Here is a 23,942-nt window from a genome sequence, read left to right as displayed (position 1 = left end):
CCTCCTTCTACAGGCCCGATCCTCGGAGCCAAGCCTTAATCTCCGCTTCCGTCGGATCGACGGGATCGGGCGTAAGTCCGGGAATGTACTGGCATGCTTCGTATAAAGCGGGAATCGCATTCGCATGAATGCCGACGGCATGGTGGACGTAGGGGCCTTTCACGAGCTTCTCTTCCCATAAAGGCCAATCGTTGACTTCCACCCACACATAAGAACCGCGCGTGTAAGGCCCCTGTATCCCTTTGGCTTTGCCAAGGAACAGGCTGTATTCTCCGTGATCGCCATCGAAGCGGGCAAGCGTCATGCCGCCGCCTTTAATTTCGCCTTCGTGAGTGCCGGGAGAATGATCGTCGAACAGAAAATGTTTTCGCAGCTTGGGTTTGTCCTCGACTGACAGGGATACCGGGAAATTGCCGCAATGGAACAGCAGCTCGCCGTTAGAATTGTCCGGGTGACGGACCGTAAGATCGGCGAAAAAGGTCGGGTGCTGATTCAACGTGGCCGCCTGCGTCATGACCGAGGTGATGGCGCCATGAATGTCCGTCTCGCAAGTGACGGGGATCTGCTCATCGGTGAGAATCGCGTTGGCCAGACAAGGCATAATGCCCATGGCATCCTGCAGCGACGACCAGCATTGAATCGCGATCGCGGTGCTTCCCGTCTGAACGGCGTATTGTTTCATTGCAACTTTTAACGACGCAATCCTTTTGACATCCGTCTCCGTCACCTCCGACCAGTCCAGCTTGGCTTTGATATAATCCACGGCTTCGGCGAGCTCGGAGCCGCCGCCGCTTTCGATTCGTTTCGCAGCGCGCTGGATATCCACGATCGTAATAGGATGGAGCTCAATGCCGAACCGCTCCAGCAGCTCTCCTTCGTTGCACATCATCGTCCAGAAGGAGGAGGGACGCGGACCGATCTGCAAAATTCGCAGGCTGCGGAATTGCCTTACGACGTTGGCTGCCGCGATAAAATTCGTAAATCCGCGTTCGAATACGGGATCGTCCAGTCTGCTGTTAGTCACATAGGTAAACGGAACGTTGAACCGCCGCAATACTTTACCCGTTGCAAACAACCCGCATTGCGTATCCCGCAGCCTCATCCCGTCCTCGAGCGGAGCTTCGTCGCGGGGCCCCCACAACAGAACGGGCTTTCCGAGCGCTTTGCCCACCCGCGCGACCGTGTCTTCGGTGCCGAAATTGCAATGGGGAAAAAACACGGCATCCACTTTTTCCTGACGGAACCGATCGACTATGAGATCCGCGCCAATGTGGTCGTCGTACAACAATCCCTCTTGGTTGATGCCCTCCAGATCCACGATGTCAATATCGAGTCCGAAGCTCTCCATCTTTTCCTTAATCATCACTTTGTACCGGAAAGCATCCTCCGCGCTGAACACGAATCGGCGTGTAGGGGCGTAGCCGAGCTTAAGCTTTTTCAAGTGAGAGTCCTCCTAAATTGACGATTTTGTTTAGCTAAACTAATTGTGCTTTTCTTCGCTTTTTTTATGTGAAATCTATTTTGACAACAAGGTCACACCTAAATTAGCATGAAATATGATGAGGGTCAACTGAAATTTATATAAACAAAACTAAATTTATATTTAACTAGACATATTGTTAAGTTTAATTGTGTGGTTGATTGCATAATGTTTAGTTCGACTGTACACTAGAGTTTAGGATTTGAAAGAGTAGGAGGCATCTCGATGAAAATGGAAGACATCGCTCGAATGGCGGGCGTGTCCAAAGCAGCGGTGTCGCTTGCTTTTAGCGGAAAGCCGGGCGTGGCGCCTGAGACGCGCGAACGCATTCTCCAAATCGCCCATGAGCATAATTACGAGTTCAAACCCCGGAAATCGGGGGCCGATACGGTCTCCAAAGCAATTACGTTCCTGGTGTTCGCCAATTCCGGACTCGTGGTCGACTCGTATTACCAGCAGCCTTTCTTTCGGGAATTGATCCACTTTACGGAGGAGCGCTGCAGGGCGCTTGGGTATTCGCTGATGTTCAGCACGATCTCGCTGGACAAGCTCGACGAAGGAATAACGTCGATTGCCGAAAGCGGGAATAGCCAAGGCGTTATTTTGCTGGGGACGAATTTGGACCGCATGCAGATATCGGACATCTCGGGCAAATTAGCCTTGCCGATGGTCGTTGTCGATAACTGCTACGAGACGCTGCCCATTCACTTCGTCGAAATTAATAATATGATGGGGGCATACGAAGCCGCTTCGCATCTGATCGGACTGGGGCATCGCCATATCGGCTATATCTCGTCCAGCGACCGCATCCATAATTTCGAGGAGCGCAGGCGCGGATTTGCGTATGCGATGCGGGAACGGGGAGTCGAGCTGGACCCGGATTGCCTGTTCACCGTGGAGCCGACCATTCTTGTTGCCCAGGAGACGCTTAAGAACAAGCTGGACGATTATCTGAGCGCGGGGAAGCCGATGCCCAGCGCATTTTTTTGCGAATGCGACTATATCGCCATCAGTACGGTCAAGACGCTTGCGGAAATGGGGTTGCGCGTCCCGGATGACGTGTCCGTCATCGGCTTCGACAACATCCAGGAAGCGCGGATCGTAACGCCGGAGCTGACTACGGTGCATGTCGAGAAGGAAAGCATGGCCAAATGGGCGGTCAACGCGCTCGTGCAGGAAATCGAGACCGGCAGCACCATTCGCAACAAAATAGCGGTGGATACGCAGCTTGTCGTAAGGCAATCCACGCGGGCCGTATAAGGCAACGGGGGCATCTCAGGATGCCTCCGTTTTTTGTCGGTGCGTGCGCTTACATAGTTCTTAAAAATGTTCGCTCGTTTCTAAGTTTTCATCACTATTCATGCCAAGCGCTCGTCTATACAATGAAGTTAAGTCCCCCAAAGCAGCCGCTATCAGCTAAGGAGAAGGAGGATGGAGGCGGAATTGGAGCATGCGGCCGGAACCAAATGAACTCGCGCGCGGCGGGCGGGCTGCAAAAGGGAAGTTGTCTACCGCCAAAGTTCCTTCGTATAATAATTGCAACTAGAATGGAAGCGCTTCAAGCGAAGCCTCCGAATGCGAAAGAAGGCTGTTGCAGTGAAAAATATGAGGATCGTTCAGAAAATGGCGCTAGGTTACCTGCTTCTCGTGTTGTTGCCGATTATCGTTTTCGGCGGTTACTTGTACAATCAGTTCTACATGGACGTCATGTCCGAATATTCCGAAGGCAAGCAGAAGCTGGTGGCGCAAGCCGGCGACGGCTTCCGGTCCAGCCTGAAGCAGGTGGAATCCATTCATGCTTTGTTCATGAACAACCAGCAACTGATCGATTATTTAAATGGAAACTACAGTTCGGAGCTGCAGCATGTATACAACTATCTCAAGGACATACGTCCGCTATTCATATACGCGCAATCGCGCGATAACGGGATCTCTTCTCTTAAGTTGTACAAAACGCTGCCCAAGGTCCACTCCGTGGACGGAGAGCTCGAAGATCTGGATCGGATAAATGAAGAGCCTCTGGCGTTGCTGGAAGGGGTCAAAGTGGACGAAGGCGTCTGGCTGCGGAGCGCAAGCTCCGATATTGCCGAGCTTCCGAGCTTGAGCTACTACCAGCGCATCTATAACAACAGCTATACGAAGCCGCTGGCCGTGCTGGAGATCAAAACGAATGAATCGTTGATTAGCAATTTCTTTAAGGCGGTAGATGTCAATCAAAACATGCAAGTGCGGATCATGCAGGGCGGAGCAACGGTATACAGCAACGAGGGGGCCGGACAGGACGACGAATTGACGGCAAGCTTGATTGCCATGGCGGATGAAAACGATCAAGGTTATGCCTACTCCAGCAAGCAGAGGGCGCTTGTGAATTCGCTGACGATTCCGGAGCTGTCCACGACGTTCTACTTCTTTAGCCAGATGGACGAGGTGTTCGTCGATATTCGGACCAAGACGCTTGTCCTTGCTCTGATCCTGTTACTATCGCTTGCGGTGCTGACGGGCATCTATTACGCGACGGCTTCCTCGATCGTTCGCCGCATTCTCGGGCTGGCCAAGCACATGAGACGGGGAGACGAGAGCAACCTGACCTTCTACACAGTAGGCAAATCCAATGATGAAATCGATTTGTTGACCCGATCCTACAACTCGCTGGTCCAGCGAATTGACGAGTTGTTAAATACCGTGCACAAAGCCGAGCTGATGAAGAAAGAAGCGGATTATCTGGTGCTGCAAGCGCAGATTAAGCCCCATTTTCTGTACAACACGCTGGAATCCATTAGGATGCTCGCCGAAATCAACAACGATCAGGAAGTCGTGGACGCGACCTACACGTTCGGGCGGCTGCTAAGGTACACGCTGAATTCCGGCGACAACGAGACGAGGCTGCAGCATGAGATCGATAACGTAAAGCACTATTTGGACATGCATAAGCTGCGCATGCTGGATCGGTTAAGCTTCTCCATCCAGGTTCTGACGGAGATTGACGATATCCGTTGTCCCCGCTTTATTCTGCAGCCGCTCGTGGAGAACTGCATCCAGCATGGCATCGGACAGAGCCGCAAGCGCGGAGAGATCGATATCGTCGTGCGAAGAGAAGGCGCAGAGCTCCAGATCGTGATTGCCGATAACGGTCCCGGCATCCCCGCAGAACGGCTGGAGCTGATCCGGGGCGTGCTGAGCAACGAACGGGATCGCGAGGAGCTGCAGAACGAAAATTCCGGTCACGGGCTTTACAATGTCAGCGAACGCATTCGCGCGTTCTACGGCGGACATACGCGGCTGCTGATCGAGAGTCGCGAAGGGGAGGGCACGAAGTATATTTTGAGGCTGACGGTTTCTCCCTTAGGCGGATCCGCCGCGCGCGAAGGATAACGATAAAAGGAGTGAAGATCGAATGGAGCAACAACGAATGAGCGAGATTCCGGATACGCTTATGCTTGAGGAAAGGGCGGCCCACGCCATCAACGCGATGATCGGGCTGGCCGACCGCGATCATGGCTATATCCCGTTCTTTAGCGCGGACTTGATGCACAAGCCCGCCTATATGCAGCATGGCGATTGGGACTACGGGTCCTCACACGGCAGGATGATCGACGGCCTGATTCTGGCCAGGCATATGTCCGGCGAGACGTTCGGCAAGGAAGTCGAGGAGCGGTATCGCGAGAATCTGCTGTCGTTCTTCAAGGAGGACGGGATGAGCTATCGCCAAATCAACCCGACCCGCGACTGGGAGCCGAACGCCAACCTGATCGACCAGCGCGCCGTCATCCTGTCCTTGACGACCTGGTACATGGAATCTGGAGATCCCAAGGTGAAGGAAGCGGCGGATCGCCATGTGGCGGCCTTGAAGAGAATCGCCGTCAAGGAACGGGACGTCTGGTATTATCCGGCGTCCGAATACAAGGAGACGGGATGGCCCTCGGCGAACGGCGTGCAGCTGAGACTGGCGCCGGACCCCGCGGCATTTTGCGGCAGGCTGGTCATGCCGCTGCTGAAGTACCACGAGTTGACCGGCAATGAAGACGCTTACGAGCTCTGCCAGTTTTTTACCGCGCTAATCATGGAGCGGAGCGGCGTCTTCAACAAAGACGGCAGCTTCAACGATTCGCTGGCTTACCGCAGCGGCCACTTCCATACCCGTTTGGGGACGCTCGACGCCATCGCCCGCTTCGGCATGCACTCCGGCAACGCGGCGATGATCGCCTGGGTCAAGAAAAGCTACGATTGGGCGCTGACCAAATGCACGGCGTTCGGCTGGACGCCGGGCGATCTGCACGAGCAGGCCTACGAGCACGAGACGTGCTCGCTCGTGGACCTGATCGCCTGCGGCATTACTCTGGCCAAGAGCGGTTACGTGGAATATTGGGGCGTCGTCGAGCGGTTTCTGCGCAACCATCTGGCGGAATCGCAGTTGCTGGATCTCGACTGGGTGGAGCAGACGGACGACAAGTCGAACGATATACAGGCCCACACAACCTTCTACAAGGTGGCGGAGCGCACCCGTGGTTCCTTCGCGGGTTATTCGGCGCCGAACGATTTTGTATGCGACGTCAACGAAGGGCGCGGCCATACGAGCGATTTGCAAATTTGCTGCCTGGGATCGGGCACGCGCGGCTTGTTCATGGGTTGGAGCAACACGATCACGGAGAAAAACGGGACCGTCAGCGTCAATTTTTTGCTGAACCGGGGTTCGAAGTGGCTTGACGTCAGCAGCCATTTGCCTCACGAAGGCAAGATCGTGCTGGACGTGCGCTCGGACATCGCAAGGCTTCTGATCCGCATACCGGAGTGGGCCGGTTTTACAAAGATCAAGTACACCCGCGAGCGGGAGGGGAGCGTGGCCAAAGGCAAAGGCAGCGAGGAGAGCAGCTGGGTCAACCGCCACTTCCTCTCGCTCGGCAAGGCGACCGCCGGGGAACGGATTACGGTGACCTTCCCGTTAAGCTTCCGCAAGACGCTGGAGAACGCCGTCGGCCAAACGTTCGAGGCGGAATGGCGCGGCGACGACGTGGTGGGGATTACCCCGAAGGGCACGAAAAAGCCGCTGTACAGCGGGCGGCAAGTTTTCGATCGGGCCCCGATGCGCGGGGGCGATTATCGCCGGCTGGATCGCGAATTCGTATGGTAAAACGGTTGCTTTGTTATTACGGCGACGACTTTACGGGGTCGACGGACGTGTTGGAGGCGCTGTACCGCACGGGCCTGCGCACGATCTTGTTCCTGGAGCCGCCGGAACCGGAGCTGCTCCAGGGGAAATTCCGGGACGCGGATTGCTTCGGCGTGGCCGGAGTAAGCCGTTCCTTGCCGCCGGAAGAGATGGAGCGCGAGCTTCGTCCCGTTTTGGCTACGCTGAGGTCCGCGAACGCGGCGATCGTTCATTACAAGATTTGCTCCACGTTCGATTCATCCCCGGACACGGGCAGCATCGGCCGGGCGATCGAGATCGGCAGCGACGTGTTCGATAGCCGCAAGCGAGGCAAGTTCGTGCCGCTGCTGGTCGGCGTCCCCTATTTGCGCCGGTATACGGTGTTCGGGCATCATTTTGCGGGAGCGGGGGGCGAGGTGCATCGGCTGGACCGCCACCCGACGATGAAGAGACATCCCGTTACTCCCATGGCGGAATCGGATCTGCGTCTGCACTTGGGAAAGCAGACCGACTTGTCCATCTCCCTGCTGGACATCGCGGCGCAAGACGGCGAGCATGAGGCCGTGCGCATACGTCTCAATGGTCTTGTGTCGGAGGAAGAGCCGGATATCGTGCTCTTCGACGTGCTCGACGAGAAGCGGTTGGCCGCGGCGGGCAGGCTCATCTGGGAGAAGGCGGCGGATGGCGAAGGCCTCTTCGTAGCGGGTTCCTCCGGCGTGGAATACGCGCTGGGATCCGCTTGGCGCGCGGAGGGGCTGGCGCCCGCGGAGGGCCCGGCGGTAGAACCGGTGAGCGCGGTCGACAGGCTGTTAGTCGTGTCGGGCAGCTGCTCGCCGGTTACCGAGCGGCAGATTCGTTATGCGCTAGATTCCGGTTATGCCGGCATACGCGTCGCCGGAGAAGAGCTGCTGAGTCCCGAACGCCGGGAGGACGCGATCGCGAACCTGAAGAAGCAGACGCTGGTGCGGCTTGCCGAGGGGCGCAGCGTCATTCTGTATTCGGCGCTGGGTCCCCACGACGAGGGCATCGGCCCGCTGCGGGACGCGCTGGCGGCGCAAGGGCAATGCGCGGAGGCAAGCAGTCGCCTGCTCGGCGAGGCGCTTGGCGCTATTTGCCGGCAGGTCGTTGCAGAAGCCGGCATTTCCCGCATCGTCATCGCAGGCGGGGATACGTCGGGGTACGTCTCGCGGACGATCGGCATTTACGCTCTGGAATGCAAAGCTGCGATCGAGCCGGGAGGACCGTTATGCCGAGCCCATTGTCATGATCCGTCCATCGACGGGCTGGAGCTGGTGCTCAAAGGGGGACAGGTGGGAAGCGACGACTTCCTGGAGCGAGTGCGACTGGGAACGGCATCGGGGACGAGAGGTTAATGGTCAGGAGGCGGGAGACGATGAAACGAACAAGACGGGAGGCCGCAAGCTTGCCCGATTATGAGAATTTAAACGTGCTTCAGCGGGGGACCGAACGGCCCAGAGCCGCTGCCGTTCCGTTCGCGGATGAACGGTCGGCGCTCGAAAACGATGGTTCGGCTTCCCCCTATTATCGCTGCCTGAGCGGCGATTGGAAATTTCATTACGCGGAAAGTCCCGTTGAAGCTCCGGCTGGATTTCACGAGCTTTCGTATAGCTGCGAAGACTGGTCGACGCTGCGGGTTCCGAGCAATTGGCAGCTGCACGGCTACGGCGTGCCCCTGTACAGCAGCAGCAAATATCCGTTCCCGGTGGATCCCCCGTATATTCCGAAGCGGAATCCCACGGGCTGCTACGTCACGACGTTCTCTTTGGGAGACGAATGGCTGGAGCGATGTCTCGTTCTGGCTTTCGACGGCGTCGACGCGGCGTTCCATCTGTGGGTAAACGGAGAAGAGGCCGGCTTCGGCCAAGGCAGCCACAATCGCATGGAATTCGATATTACGTCGCTTGTCCGCAAGGGCGAGAACAAGCTGGCGGTCCGCGTCTATCAATGGTCGACGGGCAGTTATCTCGAGGATCAGGACAAGTGGCGCCTCAGCGGCATATTCAGGGATGTGCATCTATTGTCCGTGCCGGGTACGCATTTATTCGACGCCAGGCTGGTCACCAGGCTTCGCGACTCGTACCGCGAAGGCTCCCTGGAGCTTGCCGTCACGTTACGCAACCGGTCGCAAGGGAGCGCGGAAGGAAGCGCAGCGTCTTGCTTTCTTGAAGCGAAGCTCCTGGGGCCGTCTATGGATGCCATTGCAAGCGCGGCGATTGCCGCAGCCGATCCGGCGCCGGGCGAAGAAACCGTCCTCAGCACCGAGCTTCCCGTTCCCGCCCCCGAGCTTTGGTCGGCGGAGCGGCCGGCTCTCTATACGCTTCTGCTGACATTGAAGAATGGACAGGGCGAAGTAACCGAGGTACAGCGCTTCTCCGTCGGCTTCCGCGACGTTGAGGCGAAGGACGGAAAGGTGCTCGTCAACGGAAACCCCATCATAATTCGCGGGGTGAACCGCAATGAATTCCATCCCGATCTCGGCCAAGTGACGACGATGGAGGACATGGTCCGGGACATTGCGTTAATGAAGCAGCACAATATCAATACCGTGCGCTGCTCGCATTATCCCAACGACGAACGTTGGCTCGACCTATGCGATCGTTATGGGCTGTACGTCATCGACGAAGCGGATCTGGAGACGCACGGCTGCGTGTTTCTGGGAGAGATCAGCCGTTGGATAAACAATCCCGACGAGAAAACCGCGTTCGAAAGCACGCTAGCCGAGGATCACGCTTGGAGGGAAGCGTTCCTGGACCGAATGGCGCGACTGGTGGAGAGAGACAAGAACCATCCTTCCGTCATCGTCTGGTCGCTTGGCAACGAATCGGGTTACGGCGCCAATCACGACGCCATGGCCGCTTGGACCAGGGCGGCGGATCCCACGCGCCTTATTCATTACGAGCGGGCGGGAGAGGCTCCCGTCGTCGATATCGTCAGCTCCATGTATCCTTCCGTGGACATGTTGATCGCCGAAGGGGAGAAGGAGGATACGCGCCCGTATCTGATGGTGGAATTCGGTCATGCGATGGGCAACGCGCTGGGCAACCAGCAGGAGTATTGGGACGCGGTCTACCGGTATCCCCGGCTCTGCGGCGGACTGATCTGGGAATGGTCCGATCTTGCGATTCGCCGCAAGATGGACGACGGCAGTCTCAGGTACGCGTACGGAGGCGACTTCGGCGACGAACCGCACAGCGGCCACTTCTGCATCGACGGGCTGTTGTTCCCCGATCGGTCACCCAAGCCGGCTTTAGCGGAATTCAAAAAGGCGATCGAACCCGTCGTCGTGCGGCCGACCGAACCGGAAACAGGGATATTGCGGATAATCAATCGCTATGATTCGGTCACGTTGGAGCATCTCCTGCCTCGTTGGCGGGTTTATCGCAACGGCGACGTCATAGAGGAGGGCGAGCTTCCGCCTTTACGGATTTCACCGGGGGACGAGGAGCTCGTCGCGATTCCTTATCGCTCCGTGGCGTCAGGCGGGGGAGAATATTGGCTCCATGTCAGCTTCGTTCTTCGCGAGCGCGCGGCATGGGCGGAAGCGGGACACGAGGTCGCATGGGCCGACGTGCCGCTGACCCGTTCCGGAAGTACGGAAGCTATGCAAATCCCGGAAGTCGCGGCAGCCATGGCAGCCGGGGCAGAGATGGCGATTGCCAATGACGCGAAGCCGGAGAGAGAATTGTCGCTTACGGAGAGAGAATTGTCGCTGACGGAGACCGGATTGTCGCTGACGGAGAACGATGCCGTTCTATCAGTTTCCGGAGACGGCTTCGCCTTGGTCTTCGACAAGCTGGCCGGGGAGATCGTAGCCTGGGAATGCGGGGGCACGTCCTTGCTGGCGAAGGGTCCCGCCATCCATCTATGGCGCGCGCCGGTGGACAACGACGTCCATCTGGCGAAGCGGTGGCGAGAGGCGGGTTATCACGAATTAACCGCCTATGTTCGCCGCGTCGATTCGGAGATCGCCGAAGGCGGTTCGGCCGTTCGGATCGAAGTGGAATCCATGCTGGGCGTCAAAGGGGCCCGCATGTTGTTCCGGACGGAGCAGCTGTATACGATTGGCGGCAATGGCGACGTAAGACTGGAGAACCGGATCATCCCCCTGAAGGAGGATCTGCCGCCGCTGCCCAGAGCGGGCATGCGGTTCGCGATGGCGAAGTCGTTCGACCGTTTCGCCTGGTTCGGCAGAGGCCCGCACGAATGTTACCCCGACCGCAAGGCGAGCGGCAAGCTAGGCGTCTACGAAGGCAAGGTTTCGGAACAATTCGTTCCGTATGTCAAGCCTCAAGAGAGCGGAAGCAAGGCGGACGTGCGCTGGGCGACGATCGCCGAAGCCGGTGGCGCAGGTTTGCTTGTGGCGGGAGCCGCGGAGGGAATGCTGGGACAATTGGGCGTCAACCGATACGGGACGAAGGCGCTCGGCGAAACAAGCCATCATGCCGACCTTGTCCCGTTGGACGAAATCGAAGTTCTGGCGGATTGGAGACAATCGGGACTCGGCAACCATAGCTGCGGCTACGCGCCGACCCTGCCGTCCTATTTGATATCCGCCGAAAGCATGACATATACCGTTCGGCTCAAGCCGTTCTGGAACGACGAATCGCGGGCGGCCGCGATCCGGCGCGCCTATTCATCACACAAGGAGGGCTAACAGGCCTATGCGAATCTTAACTTGCAAAACGGAATACGAAGTCAATCCCGTCGGAATCGACATCCGGGCTCCCCGCCTTTTTTGGAAGCTAGAGTCCCATGAACGAGGCGCGAGGCAAGCAGCCTATCAAGTGCTGGTGTCTTCTTCGCGCGACAAGCTCGCCGGCGGCGAAGGCGATTGCTGGGACAGCGGCAAGGTAGAATCCCGCAGCTCCGTTCATGTCGTCTACGCGGGACAGGAGCTTCAATCGGAGCGGCAATATTGGTGGAAGGTCCGGGTCTGGGATGCACGGGGCCAAGTTTCCGAATGGAGCGAGCCATCCAACTGGTCGATGGGGCTGCTGTCCCGCGGGGAGTGGAAGGCGAAGTGGATCGGGCGCAAGCCGCGGCTTGGCCCGGGAACGACTCACGACCTGCAGCCCGCCCCATATCTGCGCCAAACCTTCTCCGTCCCTTCCGCCGTCCGGCGCGCCGTCGTGTACGTCACGGCGCTGGGGCTGTTCCGGCTAAAGGTTAACGGCAAAGAGGCGGGACATCTCTTCGCGCCGGGATGGACGGATTACGACAAGCGCGTGCAGGTGCACGCCTACGAGATTACGGAGCTCCTGAAGCAGGGGGAGAACGTGTTCGGCGTTATGCTAGGCGACGGCTGGTATGCCGGAACCGTCGGCTTCCTGGGAAGCCGCGTGTACGGCGAGCGTCCATTCCTGCTGCTGCAGGCGACGATCGAATACGAGGACGGCAGCAGACAACTTGTCTTATCGGACGGCTCCTGGCGGGTCGCGGAGGGACCGATCCGCTACTCCGACATGATTATGGGCGAAAGCTACGATGCCCGGCTGGAGCTGGAAGGATGGGATCTGCCCGGCTTCGATTCGTCCTCTTGGGAGGCGCCCGATATCCGTTCGGGCTATAACGGGGATCTGACGGCGACGATGGAGCCGCCCATCCGGATAACGGAGAGCATCACGCCGGTTGCGGTGACCCGCACGGCGTCGGGCTCCTATATTTACGATATGGGCCAGAACATGGTCGGTTGGACGGAGCTGCGGGCGACCGGGGCGAGAGGCGCGGAAATTACGCTGAGCCACGCGGAAATGCTTAATCCGGACGGAACCTTGTACCTGGATAATCTCAGGGTGGCCGTGCAAAAGGATCATTACGTGTTGAAAGGCGGCGGGGAGGAGCGGTACGAGCCGCACTTTACGTTTCACGGCTTCCGGTACGTGGAGCTGATCGGATACCCCGGCGAGCCGGATCTGACGACCCTAACGGGGAAGGTCATTCATTCCGACACGCCGGTGACAGGAAGTCTGGAGACCTCGGACGACATGGTCAACCGGCTGTACGCCAATATTACCTGGGGGCAGCGAGGCAACTTCCTGTCCGTGCCGACGGATTGCCCGCAGCGCGACGAGCGGCTCGGCTGGACGGGGGACGCCCAGATCTTTGCGCGGACGGCTTCCTACAACATGGACGTGTCGCGTTTCTTCGCGAAATATATGTGGGACATGATCGACTGCCAGCAGCCGTCGGGCGCATTCACGGACGTGGCTCCCGATGCCGGCTGGATGCGCTACAAAATGTGGAGCACCAGGCTGAACTGGTTCGCGCCGGACAACGCGGGCTGGGGCGACGCCGGGGTCGTCATCCCCTGGACGCTGTACCTGATGTACGGGGATACCCGCATTCTGGAGACGCATTACGGCGCGATGACGCGCTGGGTGGATTACTTAAAGGATAATAGCGTGGAGCTGATTCGGCCGAATTACGCCAACTACGGAGATTGGTTGTCGATCGAGGCCGACACGCCGAACGAAGTGCTGGCGACCGCTTATTTCGCGTACAGTACGAAGCTGATGGGATACATTGCCGGTGCGCTTGGCAAGACGGAAGACCGACGCCGGTACGAAACGTTGTTCCGCGATATCTCGGAGGCGTTCTGCCGGGCCTTTGTGTCGCAGGACGGCTCCATCCATGGCGAGACGCAGACGGTATACGTGCTCGCGCTTCAATTCGGATTATTGCCGAAAGAACTGAAGAATAAAGCGATCCGCCGCCTGACCGACAATATCCGGGAGCGGGGCGACCGCTTGTCCACGGGTTTCCTCGGCGTAGGTTACCTGTTGCCGGCGCTAAGCGACTCCGGGGAGCTCGACGTTGCCTACAAGCTGCTGACCCAGGAGGCGTTCCCGTCCTGGATGTACTCCATCAAACACGGCGCGACGACGATCTGGGAGCGCTGGGACGGCTGGACGGAGGAAAACGGGTTCCAGACGTCTTCCATGAATTCGTTCAACCATTATTCGCTCGGCTCCGTAGGCGAGTGGATGTTCCGTTACATGGCGGGCATCGAGGCCGATCCGGCCGAACCGGGGTTCAGCCATGTCGTGATTCGGCCAAGGCCGGGCGGCAGGCTGACGCGCGTCAAGGCTTCATACGAGTCTTTATACGGCGCCATCTCCGTCGAATGGGAACTGGCGGCAAGCGGAGAACTTCGGCTTGACGTACAAGTGCCTCCAAATACGACGGCGACCGTTCATGTTCCGGGCAGCGGAGTGCGTTTGGACGGCAAGGAAATTACCGAATCGCCGGAAGTTATTGCCAAGCTGGATGTGCAGGAGGAAGGTTCGGCGTTCCGCGTCGGATCCGGCAGCTACGCGTTCACGAGCGAGCATGTTCCCGTTACAGCAAGCGTATAGCAAGCCGCTTATCGATTGACCATATCTGCCGATCGCGGAAACAGCAGCGCATCGGCATTGAGCACGAAGGGAGTGTAGCCGTATGGATTCACAACGCGTTGCCGCTACTTATTGGGTTGAATCGCCGTACCCGCTGGAGCAGGCCGCAGAGATCATTGCGGGCGAACAGTCGACGGGCACCTTCACCAAGGTGCCGGGAGAGAGCGATGCTTTGAAGAGGGAGCACGGGGCCGTCGTCGAGGGGATCGAACGGCTGGAGGACCATGACGCTCCCAGCTTGCCGGGGACGGTTGCGCCCCCTGGTCACGACGGTCGTTATCATCGCGGCCGCGTCGTCATCTCCTTCCCGCTTCATAATTTCGGCCCGTCGATCCCGAACCTCATGTCGGCGATCGCCGGCAACTTATACGAACTGCAGCAAATATCGGGATTGCGGCTGCTCGATCTTCAATTGCCGGAGGAGTTCGCCCAACGTTACGCAGGGCCTAAATTCGGCATTGAAGGGACGCGTCGACTGCTTCAAGTGTATGATCGTCCCCTTCTCGGCACCATCGTAAAGCCCAGCATCGGTTTGTCTACCGAGGAGCTGGCGGTCATGGTCGAGAAGCTTGCCAGAGCGGGGTTGGACTTCATCAAGGATGACGAACTGAACGCCAATCCGCCATATGCTCCGCTGGACAAGAAGGTTGCGGCCGTGACCGCCGCGATCGAACGCGCGGCGGACGCGACGGGCAAAAAGCTGATGTATGCCTTCAATATTACAGGCGATTGGGATGAGCTTCGCCGCAATCACGACCTTGTCGTCGGCGCGGGGGGCAATTGCGTGATGGTCAGCATATTGAGCGTGGGGCTCCCCGGGCTTGCGCATCTAAACGGCTACAGCGAGGTGCCCATCCATGGTCATCGGAACCAGTGGGGAATGATGACTCGCTCGCCCCATCTTGGCATGTCGTTTACGCCTTACCAAAAGCTTTGCCGTCTCGCGGGCGCGGATCATCTGCACGTCAACGGCCTTGACGGGAAGTTCTACGAAAGCAACGAATCCGTCACGGCGTCCATCAAGGCTTGCACGGAGCCGCTGTTTGGCGGCTATAAGGCGATGCCGGTCGTTTCCTCGGGCCAATGGGCAGGTACGGCGCACGCAACCTATAACGCCGCAAAAACGGCGGACGTCATGCATTTGGCCGGAGGCGGCATGCTGGCTCATCCGGACGGCGCGGCCGCCGGCTTCGAGAGCATGAAGCTGGCATGGGAAGCGGCCGTGAACGGCGTTACGCTGGAGCAATGCGCGAATCGGCATCCCGTCGTGCGGAGGGCTATGGACAAATTCGGAAAGGCAGGTCGTTCATGATGAACATAGCAGCTTGTTTGACCCCGCACAAATGGAAGAAGCCCGTGCTCATAGGCTCCGGAACGGACGGAGCCTTCGACAGCCGGGCGGTAGACTGCCCCTTCGTATTCCGGCACCGTGACCGATTCTACATGATGTACGTCGGTTTCGACGGAACGGGCTATCAGACGGCGCTGGCCGCAAGCGACGATCTGCTTCATTGGGAGCATCTGTCGACCATATTGACCCGGGAGGAGGAAGGGGATGCCTGGGATTCGCGCAATATAGCGGGCACCTGGATTCTTAGGGACAACGATATGCACGGTCCGGGCCATCTGAAAAAGTGGGACGGAAAGTATTGGCTGGCCTATCACTCCTATCCCGGCGACGGCTACGAGGCGGGTTCGGCCAAGATCGGGCTTGCCTGGACCGAAGACGAAAGCCTGATGAACTGGCACCGTCTGAAGGAGCCCATTCTTGTGCCTGAGGACGGAGGAGAATGGGAGAGAGGCGGATTATACAAGGAATGTCTGGTGGAGCACGATGGCATGTTTTATTTGTTCTACAACGCCAAGGACAAAGATGAGGGCCGCTGGACCGAGCAAATCGGCCTCGCGACCTCCAAAGATCTCGTGCATTGGACGCGCCATGACGGCAATCCCGTCGTCCGGGTCACGGCGGATGCCTGGGACAGCGGCTTCGCCAGCGATCCCTGCGTGCTGCGGGACGGATCGCGCTGGGCGATGTATTATTTCGGCTTTGATTTTAAGGCCGCCCAGGAAGGGCTGGCATTGTCGGATAATCTGCTGGACTGGCGCAAGCACGCAGAACCCATAATCACGGTCGGAGAAGGGAACGAGATCGATTCCGTATTCGCCCATAAACCGTCGATTATTACGCATAACGGGGTATTGTACCATTTTTACACCGCTTGCAGGCGGCCTATGGACGGCGATGCGACATGCAACGTTTTCCCGGAATTCCGAACGATCGCGGTGGCGACATCCGCGCCAATCGCGGTCGGCGCTTTGCGTACGGAGGGGATGCCCAATCCGTTAGGCCTGGACGAGCGGCATCCCCGGCTGGGCTGGTCCTTTCTGGAGCAATTGCCGCCGGGCTTCCGGCAGAGCGCTTACCGAATCGAGGTGGCTTCTAGCTTCGATAGACTGCAGGGCGGAGCTGCCGATGTCTGGGACAGCGGGTTCGTCAGCGGAGGCGCTCATACGGCGATTAGCTTTGACGGCAGTCCTCTGCAGCCCAGGCAGCGTTATTACTGGAGAGTGACGATAGAAGACGGGCAAAGGTCGCTTTATACAAGCCCGACAGCCTGGTGGGAGACGGGACAGCTGGGCAGCTGGCAGGGCAAGTGGATTACGCATCCGGATGCGACAGCCGCATCGAAGGGAGCGTTCCGCTTTCGTCGTGACTTCGATGTCGCCCGGAAGGTTGCGCGCGCGAGGGTATACATTAGCGGGCTCGGCCACTACGAGCTTCGGTTAAACGGCCGCAAGGCAGGAGATCGCGAGCTGGATCCCGGCTGGACGGACTACGACCAAACCGTTCTGTATGCGACTTATGATATCACGTCCATGCTGGAAACGGGAGGAAATACGATAACCATCGAGCTGGGGAACGGCTTCTACCATGTGCCTGGCGGCAAGTATGCTAAGTTTAAGGACTCTTATGGCACTCCCACTTGTCTGGCGGATATCGTCATCGAGTATGACGACGGTACAAGCGAGACGATTCGGACGGACGGCGGCTGGCAAGCCGGGGAAAGTCCGCTAATCTTTACATGTATATATGGCGGCGAGGAGTACGATGCGCGCAGAGAAGACGAGAGTGCCGCTTCGTGGAGTCCGGCCCTGGAGATTATGGGACCTGCCGGCAAGCTTGCGGCGGGAGCGGCTCCGCCTGTTAAGGTGATGCGCATCCTCGAGCCCAAGCGTATAAGCAATCCCAAGCCCGGCATTTACGTGGCGGATCTGGGCCGGAATTTCTCGGGTTGGCCGAAACTAAAGGTGAGCGGCGCAGCGGGATCGAAAGTCGTAATGACTTGCGCGGAGCTGCTGACGGAGGAGGGCTTGGTCAACCAGAAGTGGACGGGAGCCCCGAGCGAGTTTTGTTATACGCTAAGCGGCAATGGCGTGGAGGAATGGCGTCCCAAGTTTTCTTATACCGGCTTCCGTTACGTGATGATTGAAGGAGCGGTGCCCGAAGCTTTCGCCGATTCATCCCCGTCATCCCTGCCGGTGCTGCATGCCATCACGGGAGAAATGCTGTATCCCGAGCTGGAATCCGCAGGAGGCTTTCAATGTTCCGATCCGTTGCTTAACGAGATTCATGACATCATCCAATGGGCGATTCTCAGCAACACCAAAAGCGTATTTACCGACTGCCCGCATCGGGAGAAGCTGGGATGGCTGGAGCAGGTTCATTTGATGGGGCCGTCGATTATGTACAACTACGACGTGGAAGCGATGCTGAAGAAGGTGCTGCAGGATATTGCCGATGCCCAATTGCCTGACGGCCTGGTTCCGACGACCGCTCCGGAGTATGTCGTGTTCGACGATTCGCTAAGCCTGTTCCGCGATGCGACCGCTTGGGGCGGAACTTATATTCTGACCGCCTGGGAAGTGCTGCAGCGGTATGGCAATATCGGTCTGATCGAGAAGCACTACGCGGGCATGAAACGTTATATCGCTTATCTGACCGGAAAGTCGGAAGGTTACATCATAACCGGAGGGCTTGGCGATTGGTATGACATCGGTCCGGCAGGACCTGGATTTTCGCAAAATACGCCTGTTCCATTGGCGGAGACGGCGATCTTCTACGGTCTGTCCGTCGTTATGCAGAAAATGGCCGCCATGCTGAATGAGCAAGGGGATGTTCAGGAGTACGGGCAATTGGCCGCCTCCATCCAATCCGCGTTTCAACGGGAATATTGGGACGAGGAGACGGCCAGCTACGCAACGGGCAGCGATACCGCGCTTGCCATGCCGATCGCAATCGGGATTGCCCCGGAGCGGCATCGCGGCATGTTGGCCGAGAGGCTCGCGAGGCAAATTGCCGAACGCGGCTACCAGACGACGGCCGGCGACGTAGGCTACCGTTATGTGCTGTTAGCGCTTGGCAGGGCCGGCAGATCGGATGTCATCTACCGGATGTCCCAAGTAACGGATAAGCCGGGGTACGGTTATCAGATCAAACATGGCGCAACGACGCTTACCGAGGCGTGGGACGGACCTGTGGTCGGCAAGTCGCAGAACCACTTTATGCTGGGTCATCTGGAGGAGTGGCTGTATCAAGGTCTGGCCGGCATGGATTACCGTTTTGATACGGCAACCGAACGTTACACCATCTTGATCAAACCTTATATGCCGGAGGATATGAAGTGGGCGGAAGCCTGGCAACGGCTGCGCCCGGGTTATGCCAGCGTGCGCTGGGAGAGGGACGAGACCAATCAACCGTCTCTCCGCGTCACGATTCCGCCGAATTCGAGGGGGATCGTCTATGCCCCTAGGAACATCTGCGGTCATGGGGAAGAACCGGCATTGCCTGAAGGCGTCAAGAAGCTGAGGGATGAGGCGGAGCATACGATATTCGTGACGGTGTCCGGAAGCTATACGTTTTCCGCGCAAGAAGTAACGGCGGGCAATTAACGCTGTCAGGCTCATTATTGTTAAGAAAAGGGGGCTGTCAATAAGTCCCAAAAATAAAAAGTTGGGCGGAAAGACGAAATGTCTTCCGTCCAACTTTTTGTGTACCTGCTTTTTCAGGAAAGTGGCGAGGTGGTTGCCTGGCACTTAACATTCAACCAAAACGGGGCGTCCAGCTGTATGAATTTTCATACACGTTTGACCAGATGGCGGCCTGTTTGGTGGATTGTGTATGAATTATCATACACGTTTGGCCAGGAGCCGGCCTGTTTGGTGGATTGTGTATGAATTATCATACACGTTTGGCCAGGAGCCGGCCTGTTTGGTGGATTGTATATGAATTTTCATACACGTTAGGGCAGGAGCCGGCCTGTTTGGTAGTTTGGGTATGAATTATCATACACGTTTGGCCAGGAGCCGGCCTGTCTGGTGGATTGTGTATGAATTTTCATACACGTTCGGCCAGGAGCCGGCCTGTCTGGTGGATTGTGTATGAAATTTCATACACGTTTGGCCAGGAGCCGGCCTATTTGGTGAATTGTGTATGAATTTTCATACACGTTTGACCAGGTGCCGGCCTATTTGGTGAATTGTGTATGAATTTTCATACACGTTTGACCAGATGTCAGCCTATTTGGTGAATTGTGTATGAATTATCATACACGTTTGATAGCGAAGAAAGAACGAAAAGGCGTTGCTTGATCAAAGTGGAGACCACGCCCCGCAAGCGGGCAAAGACCTTCGCCCCCTGCTACGTGCGAAAGGATCCCAACACCTTCTGCTTGACCTTGACCATACGCAAATCGCGTGCGGCCTGGTTGTTGTCAAACGGAATGCAGGGACGCCAAAGAAACGAGAGAATCGCCTCTTTGTGAAGCGACGGACGTTCTCCCGGATTGCCAGCTTTGCTTTAAAAGTCCACTTCTCGGACAGCCCCTTCAGTTGTGGCCGTAATAGAGTTCCGCAATATATGAAAACGTTTTAATCCTCATTCTTAAGCAATCCTCTTAAAAATAATCACTTCTCAATTGCGAGAATGATTACGCTTACAAATATCTTAAAAATGATCGCTGTATTTTAAGTTTTGAACACTATTCATCGTATTCATTCGACTATACAATTTAGTCATATTCTCCAATCAGCAGCTTGAATCGGGGAAAAGGGAGGAGTGAGGATAGGTTGGAGCAGCTAACGAAAATGGAGACAGCTCAGCAGACGCGGCAGCTCCCGGCAGTAAAACGATCCATTTGGCGTGAAATCGTGAAACAGAAATATGCTCATGTATTCGTGTTAACGGGGATGTTGATCGTCTTCGTCTTCAATTACTTGCCGATGTTCGGCGTATTGATGGCATTCAAGGATTATTCCATCTCAAGCGGCATTAAAGGGATTTTTACGAGCGATTGGGTAGGGCTCAAATATTTCAAGGAATTTGTCGGCGCTTACAATTTTAAGCTCATTGTGACGAATACGCTGGCAATCAGTCTTTTGAAATTGTTTTTTACCTTTCCGATGCCAATCTTGTTGGCCATCATGTTCAACGAAGTAAGGGTTCATTTTTTCAAACGGTTCGCACAGACAGTCAGCTACTTTCCGCACTTTATCTCATGGATTGTTGTTTCCGGGCTGCTCGTTATCTTCTTGTCGTCGAACTCCGGGATTGTCAACGATTTCTTGAAGGGATTAGGTTTGATCGACAAGCCGCTCCCGTTTCTGTCCAGTCCGAATTACTTCTGGGGACTGGCCGTCACGACGGCCATGTGGAAGGAAGCGGGCTGGTGGGCGATCATCTTTCTCGCGGCGATCAGCGGCCTCAATCCGTCGCTGTATGACGCGGCCGAGATGGATGGAGCAGGCAGGCTTCGCCGCATCTGGCACATCACGCTGCCGGGCATACGCGGGACGATCGTGGTCGTGCTTATACTGGCAGTCGGAAGCCTCCTCGGCGGCGGTCTTGTCGGCTCCAACTTCGAACAATCGTATTTGCTCGGCAATGCGATGAATAACGAACGCTCCGAGATTTTGCAGACGTATGCGTTTAAGATGGGCTTGGCTCAAGGACGATACGCTTACGCGACCGCAATAGATTTGATGCAGTCGATTATTGCAATCATTCTCGTATTCGGCAGCAACTTTTTGTCCAAAAAAATAACCAAAAACAGCTTGTTCTGAAGGCGGAGAGGAGTTTAATATGCATCGCAGAACCGTCGAAGACCGCGTCGTGGATACGGTGAATATCAGTTTGCTGGTTATCATCTCGCTGGTTACGATGTATCCCTTCTACTATTTGATCATTATTTCGTTTAATAACGGGCTCGACACTTCGCTGGGCGGCATTTATTTTTGGCCGAGGGACTTTACGTTTAACAATTACACGAAGTTTTTAAGCGACCCGAAGTGGATCATGTCCTTTGGCGTCTCGGCGCTTAGGACGGTTATCGGAGCGGCAGTCACGATATTGTTTACCTGTCTGACGGCTTATGGTTTGTCGTATCGCAATCTGGTGTTTCAGAAATTTTATTTTTCGTTTTTTATCGTGGCCATGTACACGTCGGGCGGACTTATCCCCTATTACGTAGTACTGCGCAGCCTGGGTTTGCTGAATACGTTCTGGGTCTACATCGTTCCAGGCGCCGTGACGATCTTTTTCCTCATTATCGCGGTTTCGTTTTTCCGGGAAATACCTGCGGAGATGGAGGAGTCGGCACGCATAGACGGAGCATCGGATCTGACCATCTTCTTTAGAATGATATTGCCGGTCTCCAAGCCGCTGATTGCGGCAATGGGATTGTTTATAGGCGTAGGTCAGTGGAACTCCTGGATGGACTCGGCTTACTTCGTCAATAAGGATTCGTTAAGAACGTTAACTTATCGTATGATGGAAGTCATCAACCAAGGCATGATTCCGTCCGACCTGGCTTCCGCGGAGCGGGCTGCGGCGATAACCGGCGTGACAACCTTCTCGATCCAGGTAACGGCAATGGTTATCGCGGTTATACCGATTCTAATCGTCTATCCTTTCCTGCAAAAGTATTTTGTGCAAGGCATTATGATCGGATCGGTTAAAGGGTAGGGCAAGCAACTAGGCTGAGCTCGCATGACATGGGTTGAGAACGGAATCAACCGCTTATAAAGGTTTATTCCGATTTCACATAAATTCGATGCAGAGATAAAAAAGGAGGCAATATCAATGAGCAAGTTTTTTAAATCGACGAGCTTGATAGCGCTTGCAATGACGTTGATGCTGACTGCCTGCTCCGGCGGCAATAGCGGCGGCAATGGAAACAAGCCAGTCAACACGGGTACCGAAAAGGCGGACAACGGAAGCGGCGGCGCCAGCGGAGAAGGCGCTGAACAAGAAATCGTGGAGCTGGACCTGTTCGTCAATATGTCGTGGTGGCCGCTTAAGGATTGGAGCGGCAAGGTGCCGGAAGAAATTACAAAGAAAACCGGCGTCAAGCTCAACATCCAGGTTGCTGCCGACGATAAGCAGCTTCCGCTGTTGATCGCATCGGGAGACTTGCCCGATTTGGTCTACACGGCTACCGATCTGACGCGTATGGCGGACCCCGAAGTTTCTTATCCGTTCGGCGAGCTGATTAAAAAATATGCGCCCGATTTCGAAATCAGTCAAGAACGTATCGGCGTCAATACGATGCCGGACGGCAATTTCTATACCGTGCGCAACGCCTTCTCCACCGAGCAAGAATGGAAGGATAATCCGAAGGCAATTCCAGGCGCAAACGGCATGACGGTGCGCGAAGATATTATGACCGAGCTGGGCAATCCGAAGCTGGACAACCTGGACGATCTGCTGGCCATTCTGGCCATGGTCAAAGAGAAGTACCCGGATATGGTCCCGCTCGTATGGGATAAAGATCAAATCGGCCAAAATTTGCGCATCAACTTCGGTCTCAAAAAAAGCAAAGGGTTTGTCGACATCGACGGCGCGGCGCGTTATTACCTGAAAGACGAAAACTATCTGGACTACTACCTTTACATGAACCGTCTGTACCGTGAAGGCTACATGATCGCCGAGAACTTTACATTCAAGGATGCGCAGCAAGACGATCAATACGTATTAAACGGCCAAGCCTTCGCCCATGGCAGCGGCGTAGCCGAAACAAGCAACCCTCAACTAGAGGAGCTTGGTAAACCGTTTAAAATGAAGCAAATCACGAAGCTGCTTAGCGACAAAGCGGGGATTCCGATGGGCGGATCCGGCTGGGCGGGCATGTACATTACGAAAAACAACAAAAATCCGGAAGCCGCAATTAAGTTCCTGCAGTACATGTACAGCGAAGAAGGTCAAAAGCTCGGACTTTACGGTATTGAAGGCGAAGATTGGGAATGGAACGAAGCCGAAAAATATCCCGTTATGAATTATGACTACAATAACACGGATATTCAAAAGCAAAATGGCGTCGTATGGTGGGGGCTGATCGGAAGCAGCGGCGTTAACGAAGCGCTGCAGCGCTACAGCCCGGATACTCAAGCGACGCAATGGGGTCTGGCCGCAAGGGAAGCGCTTGAGTTCAACCCGGCGCTGGGGCTGGTCTCTACGGAGCCGGATTCGGAAGAGCAGACGATCGAAGCTCAAATCATGAACATGGTTACGACCGAAGAAGTGAAAATTTATATGGCCAATTCCGAGGAAGAGGCCAAAGCGGCATACGAAGCGTTGCTCGAGAAGGCCGAAAGCCTTGGACTGGCGAAGCTGGAAGAATGGGCTACGGCAAAGTATAAAGAATATCAGAAAAACTTCTAACAAAAGGTCCGCTTTTGATCATACTTTTTGATCAAACACTAGGGCGTGTCTGAATACTCCGAGGGGAGCAGATTTTGCCGAATTTTCGTTCCATGCAAGGAACTTTTGTTAAGTCGTACCGGGGGTACGTCAAGCAAAAGTGACGAAGCAGGGGGCGGAAAGGCGGTGAAAGATGCCCCTGAG

General features: G+C 56.2%; 12 protein-coding genes and 1 pseudogene. 11 read left to right on the top strand and 2 right to left on the bottom strand.

From position 1 onward, the window contains the following. Positions 1-7 precede the first annotated feature (7 nt). Positions 8-1,441: an L-fucose/L-arabinose isomerase family protein gene (locus tag H7F31_RS24655; protein WP_187100937.1), complete on the bottom strand. Its 1,434-nt coding sequence runs from the start codon at positions 1,439-1,441 to the stop codon at positions 8-10. A 264-nt stretch (positions 1,442-1,705) separates the two neighbouring features. On the opposite strand from H7F31_RS24655, the gene H7F31_RS24650 reads away from it, so the two are divergent. The 8 genes from H7F31_RS24650 (at position 1,706) to H7F31_RS24615 (ending at position 18,994) form a co-directional block, all read left to right on the top strand. After that, positions 1,706-2,740, top strand: coding sequence for a LacI family DNA-binding transcriptional regulator (locus H7F31_RS24650; RefSeq protein ID WP_187100936.1), 1,035 nt, complete (start codon positions 1,706-1,708; stop codon positions 2,738-2,740). Between the two features lie 345 nt (positions 2,741-3,085). Continuing rightward, positions 3,086-4,852, top strand: coding sequence for a sensor histidine kinase (locus H7F31_RS24645; RefSeq protein ID WP_261800553.1), 1,767 nt, complete (start codon positions 3,086-3,088; stop codon positions 4,850-4,852). A gap of 22 nt (positions 4,853-4,874) precedes the next feature. Continuing rightward, positions 4,875-6,608: a glycoside hydrolase family protein gene (locus H7F31_RS24640; protein WP_261800124.1), complete on the top strand. Its 1,734-nt coding sequence runs from the start codon at positions 4,875-4,877 to the stop codon at positions 6,606-6,608. After that, a complete protein-coding gene (locus H7F31_RS24635; protein WP_187100934.1) occupies positions 6,602-7,999 on the top strand; it encodes a four-carbon acid sugar kinase family protein in 1,398 nt (465 codons plus the stop codon). The genes H7F31_RS24640 and H7F31_RS24635 overlap by 7 nt, the downstream gene beginning before the upstream one ends. Positions 8,000-8,019: 20 nt before the next feature. After that, a complete protein-coding gene (locus H7F31_RS24630; RefSeq protein ID WP_187100933.1) occupies positions 8,020-11,301 on the top strand; it encodes a glycoside hydrolase family 2 TIM barrel-domain containing protein in 3,282 nt (1,093 codons plus the stop codon). Positions 11,302-11,308: 7 nt separating this feature from the next. Beyond that, complete coding sequence (locus H7F31_RS24625; RefSeq protein ID WP_187100932.1) at positions 11,309-14,002, top strand: glycoside hydrolase family 78 protein; 2,694 nt, start codon at positions 11,309-11,311, stop codon at positions 14,000-14,002. An 82-nt stretch (positions 14,003-14,084) separates the two neighbouring features. Further along, positions 14,085-15,353 carry a ribulose-bisphosphate carboxylase large subunit family protein gene (locus H7F31_RS24620; RefSeq protein WP_187100931.1) on the top strand — a complete coding sequence of 423 codons (1,269 nt, stop codon included), beginning with the start codon at positions 14,085-14,087 and terminating at the stop codon, positions 15,351-15,353. Beyond that, entirely contained in the window at positions 15,350-18,994 is a 3,645-nt protein-coding gene (locus H7F31_RS24615; RefSeq protein WP_261800123.1) for a family 78 glycoside hydrolase catalytic domain, read from the top strand. The genes H7F31_RS24620 and H7F31_RS24615 overlap by 4 nt, the downstream gene beginning before the upstream one ends. A gap of 748 nt (positions 18,995-19,742) precedes the next feature. Here H7F31_RS24615 and H7F31_RS34610 read toward each other — a convergent pair. Next, a pseudogene (locus tag H7F31_RS34610) lies at positions 19,743-19,856 on the bottom strand (transposase); the annotation flags it as partial. A gap of 314 nt (positions 19,857-20,170) precedes the next feature. Between H7F31_RS34610 and H7F31_RS24605 the strand changes: the two are divergent. The 3 genes from H7F31_RS24605 (at position 20,171) to H7F31_RS24595 (ending at position 23,759) form a co-directional block, all read left to right on the top strand. Continuing rightward, entirely contained in the window at positions 20,171-21,163 is a 993-nt protein-coding gene (locus H7F31_RS24605) for an ABC transporter permease (protein WP_315970519.1), read from the top strand. Between the two features lie 19 nt (positions 21,164-21,182). Then, positions 21,183-22,064, top strand: a complete 882-nt coding sequence (locus H7F31_RS24600; RefSeq protein WP_187100930.1) for a carbohydrate ABC transporter permease — start codon at positions 21,183-21,185, stop codon at positions 22,062-22,064. A gap of 117 nt (positions 22,065-22,181) precedes the next feature. Further along, positions 22,182-23,759 (top strand): extracellular solute-binding protein, encoded by a 1,578-nt coding sequence (locus H7F31_RS24595; RefSeq protein ID WP_187100929.1) that lies wholly within the window; start codon positions 22,182-22,184, stop codon positions 23,757-23,759. Positions 23,760-23,942 lie beyond the last annotated feature (183 nt).

Source organism: Paenibacillus sp. PAMC21692 (genome assembly GCF_014303795.1).
Lineage (GTDB): Bacteria > Bacillota > Bacilli > Paenibacillales > Paenibacillaceae > Pristimantibacillus > Pristimantibacillus agaridevorans.
Note: the sequence above shows the minus strand (reverse complement) of the source record. Positions and strands in the feature narration are given on the sequence as shown.

Coding starts and splice junctions, on each gene's coding strand:
- H7F31_RS24620 (WP_187100931.1), top strand. CDS start 14,085: ATGGATTCACAACGCGTTGCCGCTACTTATTGGGTTGAATCGCCGTAC.
- H7F31_RS24650 (WP_187100936.1), top strand. CDS start 1,706: ATGAAAATGGAAGACATCGCTCGAATGGCGGGCGTGTCCAAAGCAGCG.
- H7F31_RS24615 (WP_261800123.1), top strand. CDS start 15,350: ATGATGAACATAGCAGCTTGTTTGACCCCGCACAAATGGAAGAAGCCC.
- H7F31_RS24640 (WP_261800124.1), top strand. CDS start 4,875: ATGGAGCAACAACGAATGAGCGAGATTCCGGATACGCTTATGCTTGAG.
- H7F31_RS24625 (WP_187100932.1), top strand. CDS start 11,309: ATGCGAATCTTAACTTGCAAAACGGAATACGAAGTCAATCCCGTCGGA.
- H7F31_RS24630 (WP_187100933.1), top strand. CDS start 8,020: ATGAAACGAACAAGACGGGAGGCCGCAAGCTTGCCCGATTATGAGAAT.
- H7F31_RS24600 (WP_187100930.1), top strand. CDS start 21,183: ATGCATCGCAGAACCGTCGAAGACCGCGTCGTGGATACGGTGAATATC.
- H7F31_RS24645 (WP_261800553.1), top strand. CDS start 3,086: ATGAGGATCGTTCAGAAAATGGCGCTAGGTTACCTGCTTCTCGTGTTG.
- H7F31_RS24595 (WP_187100929.1), top strand. CDS start 22,182: ATGAGCAAGTTTTTTAAATCGACGAGCTTGATAGCGCTTGCAATGACG.
- H7F31_RS24635 (WP_187100934.1), top strand. CDS start 6,602: ATGGTAAAACGGTTGCTTTGTTATTACGGCGACGACTTTACGGGGTCG.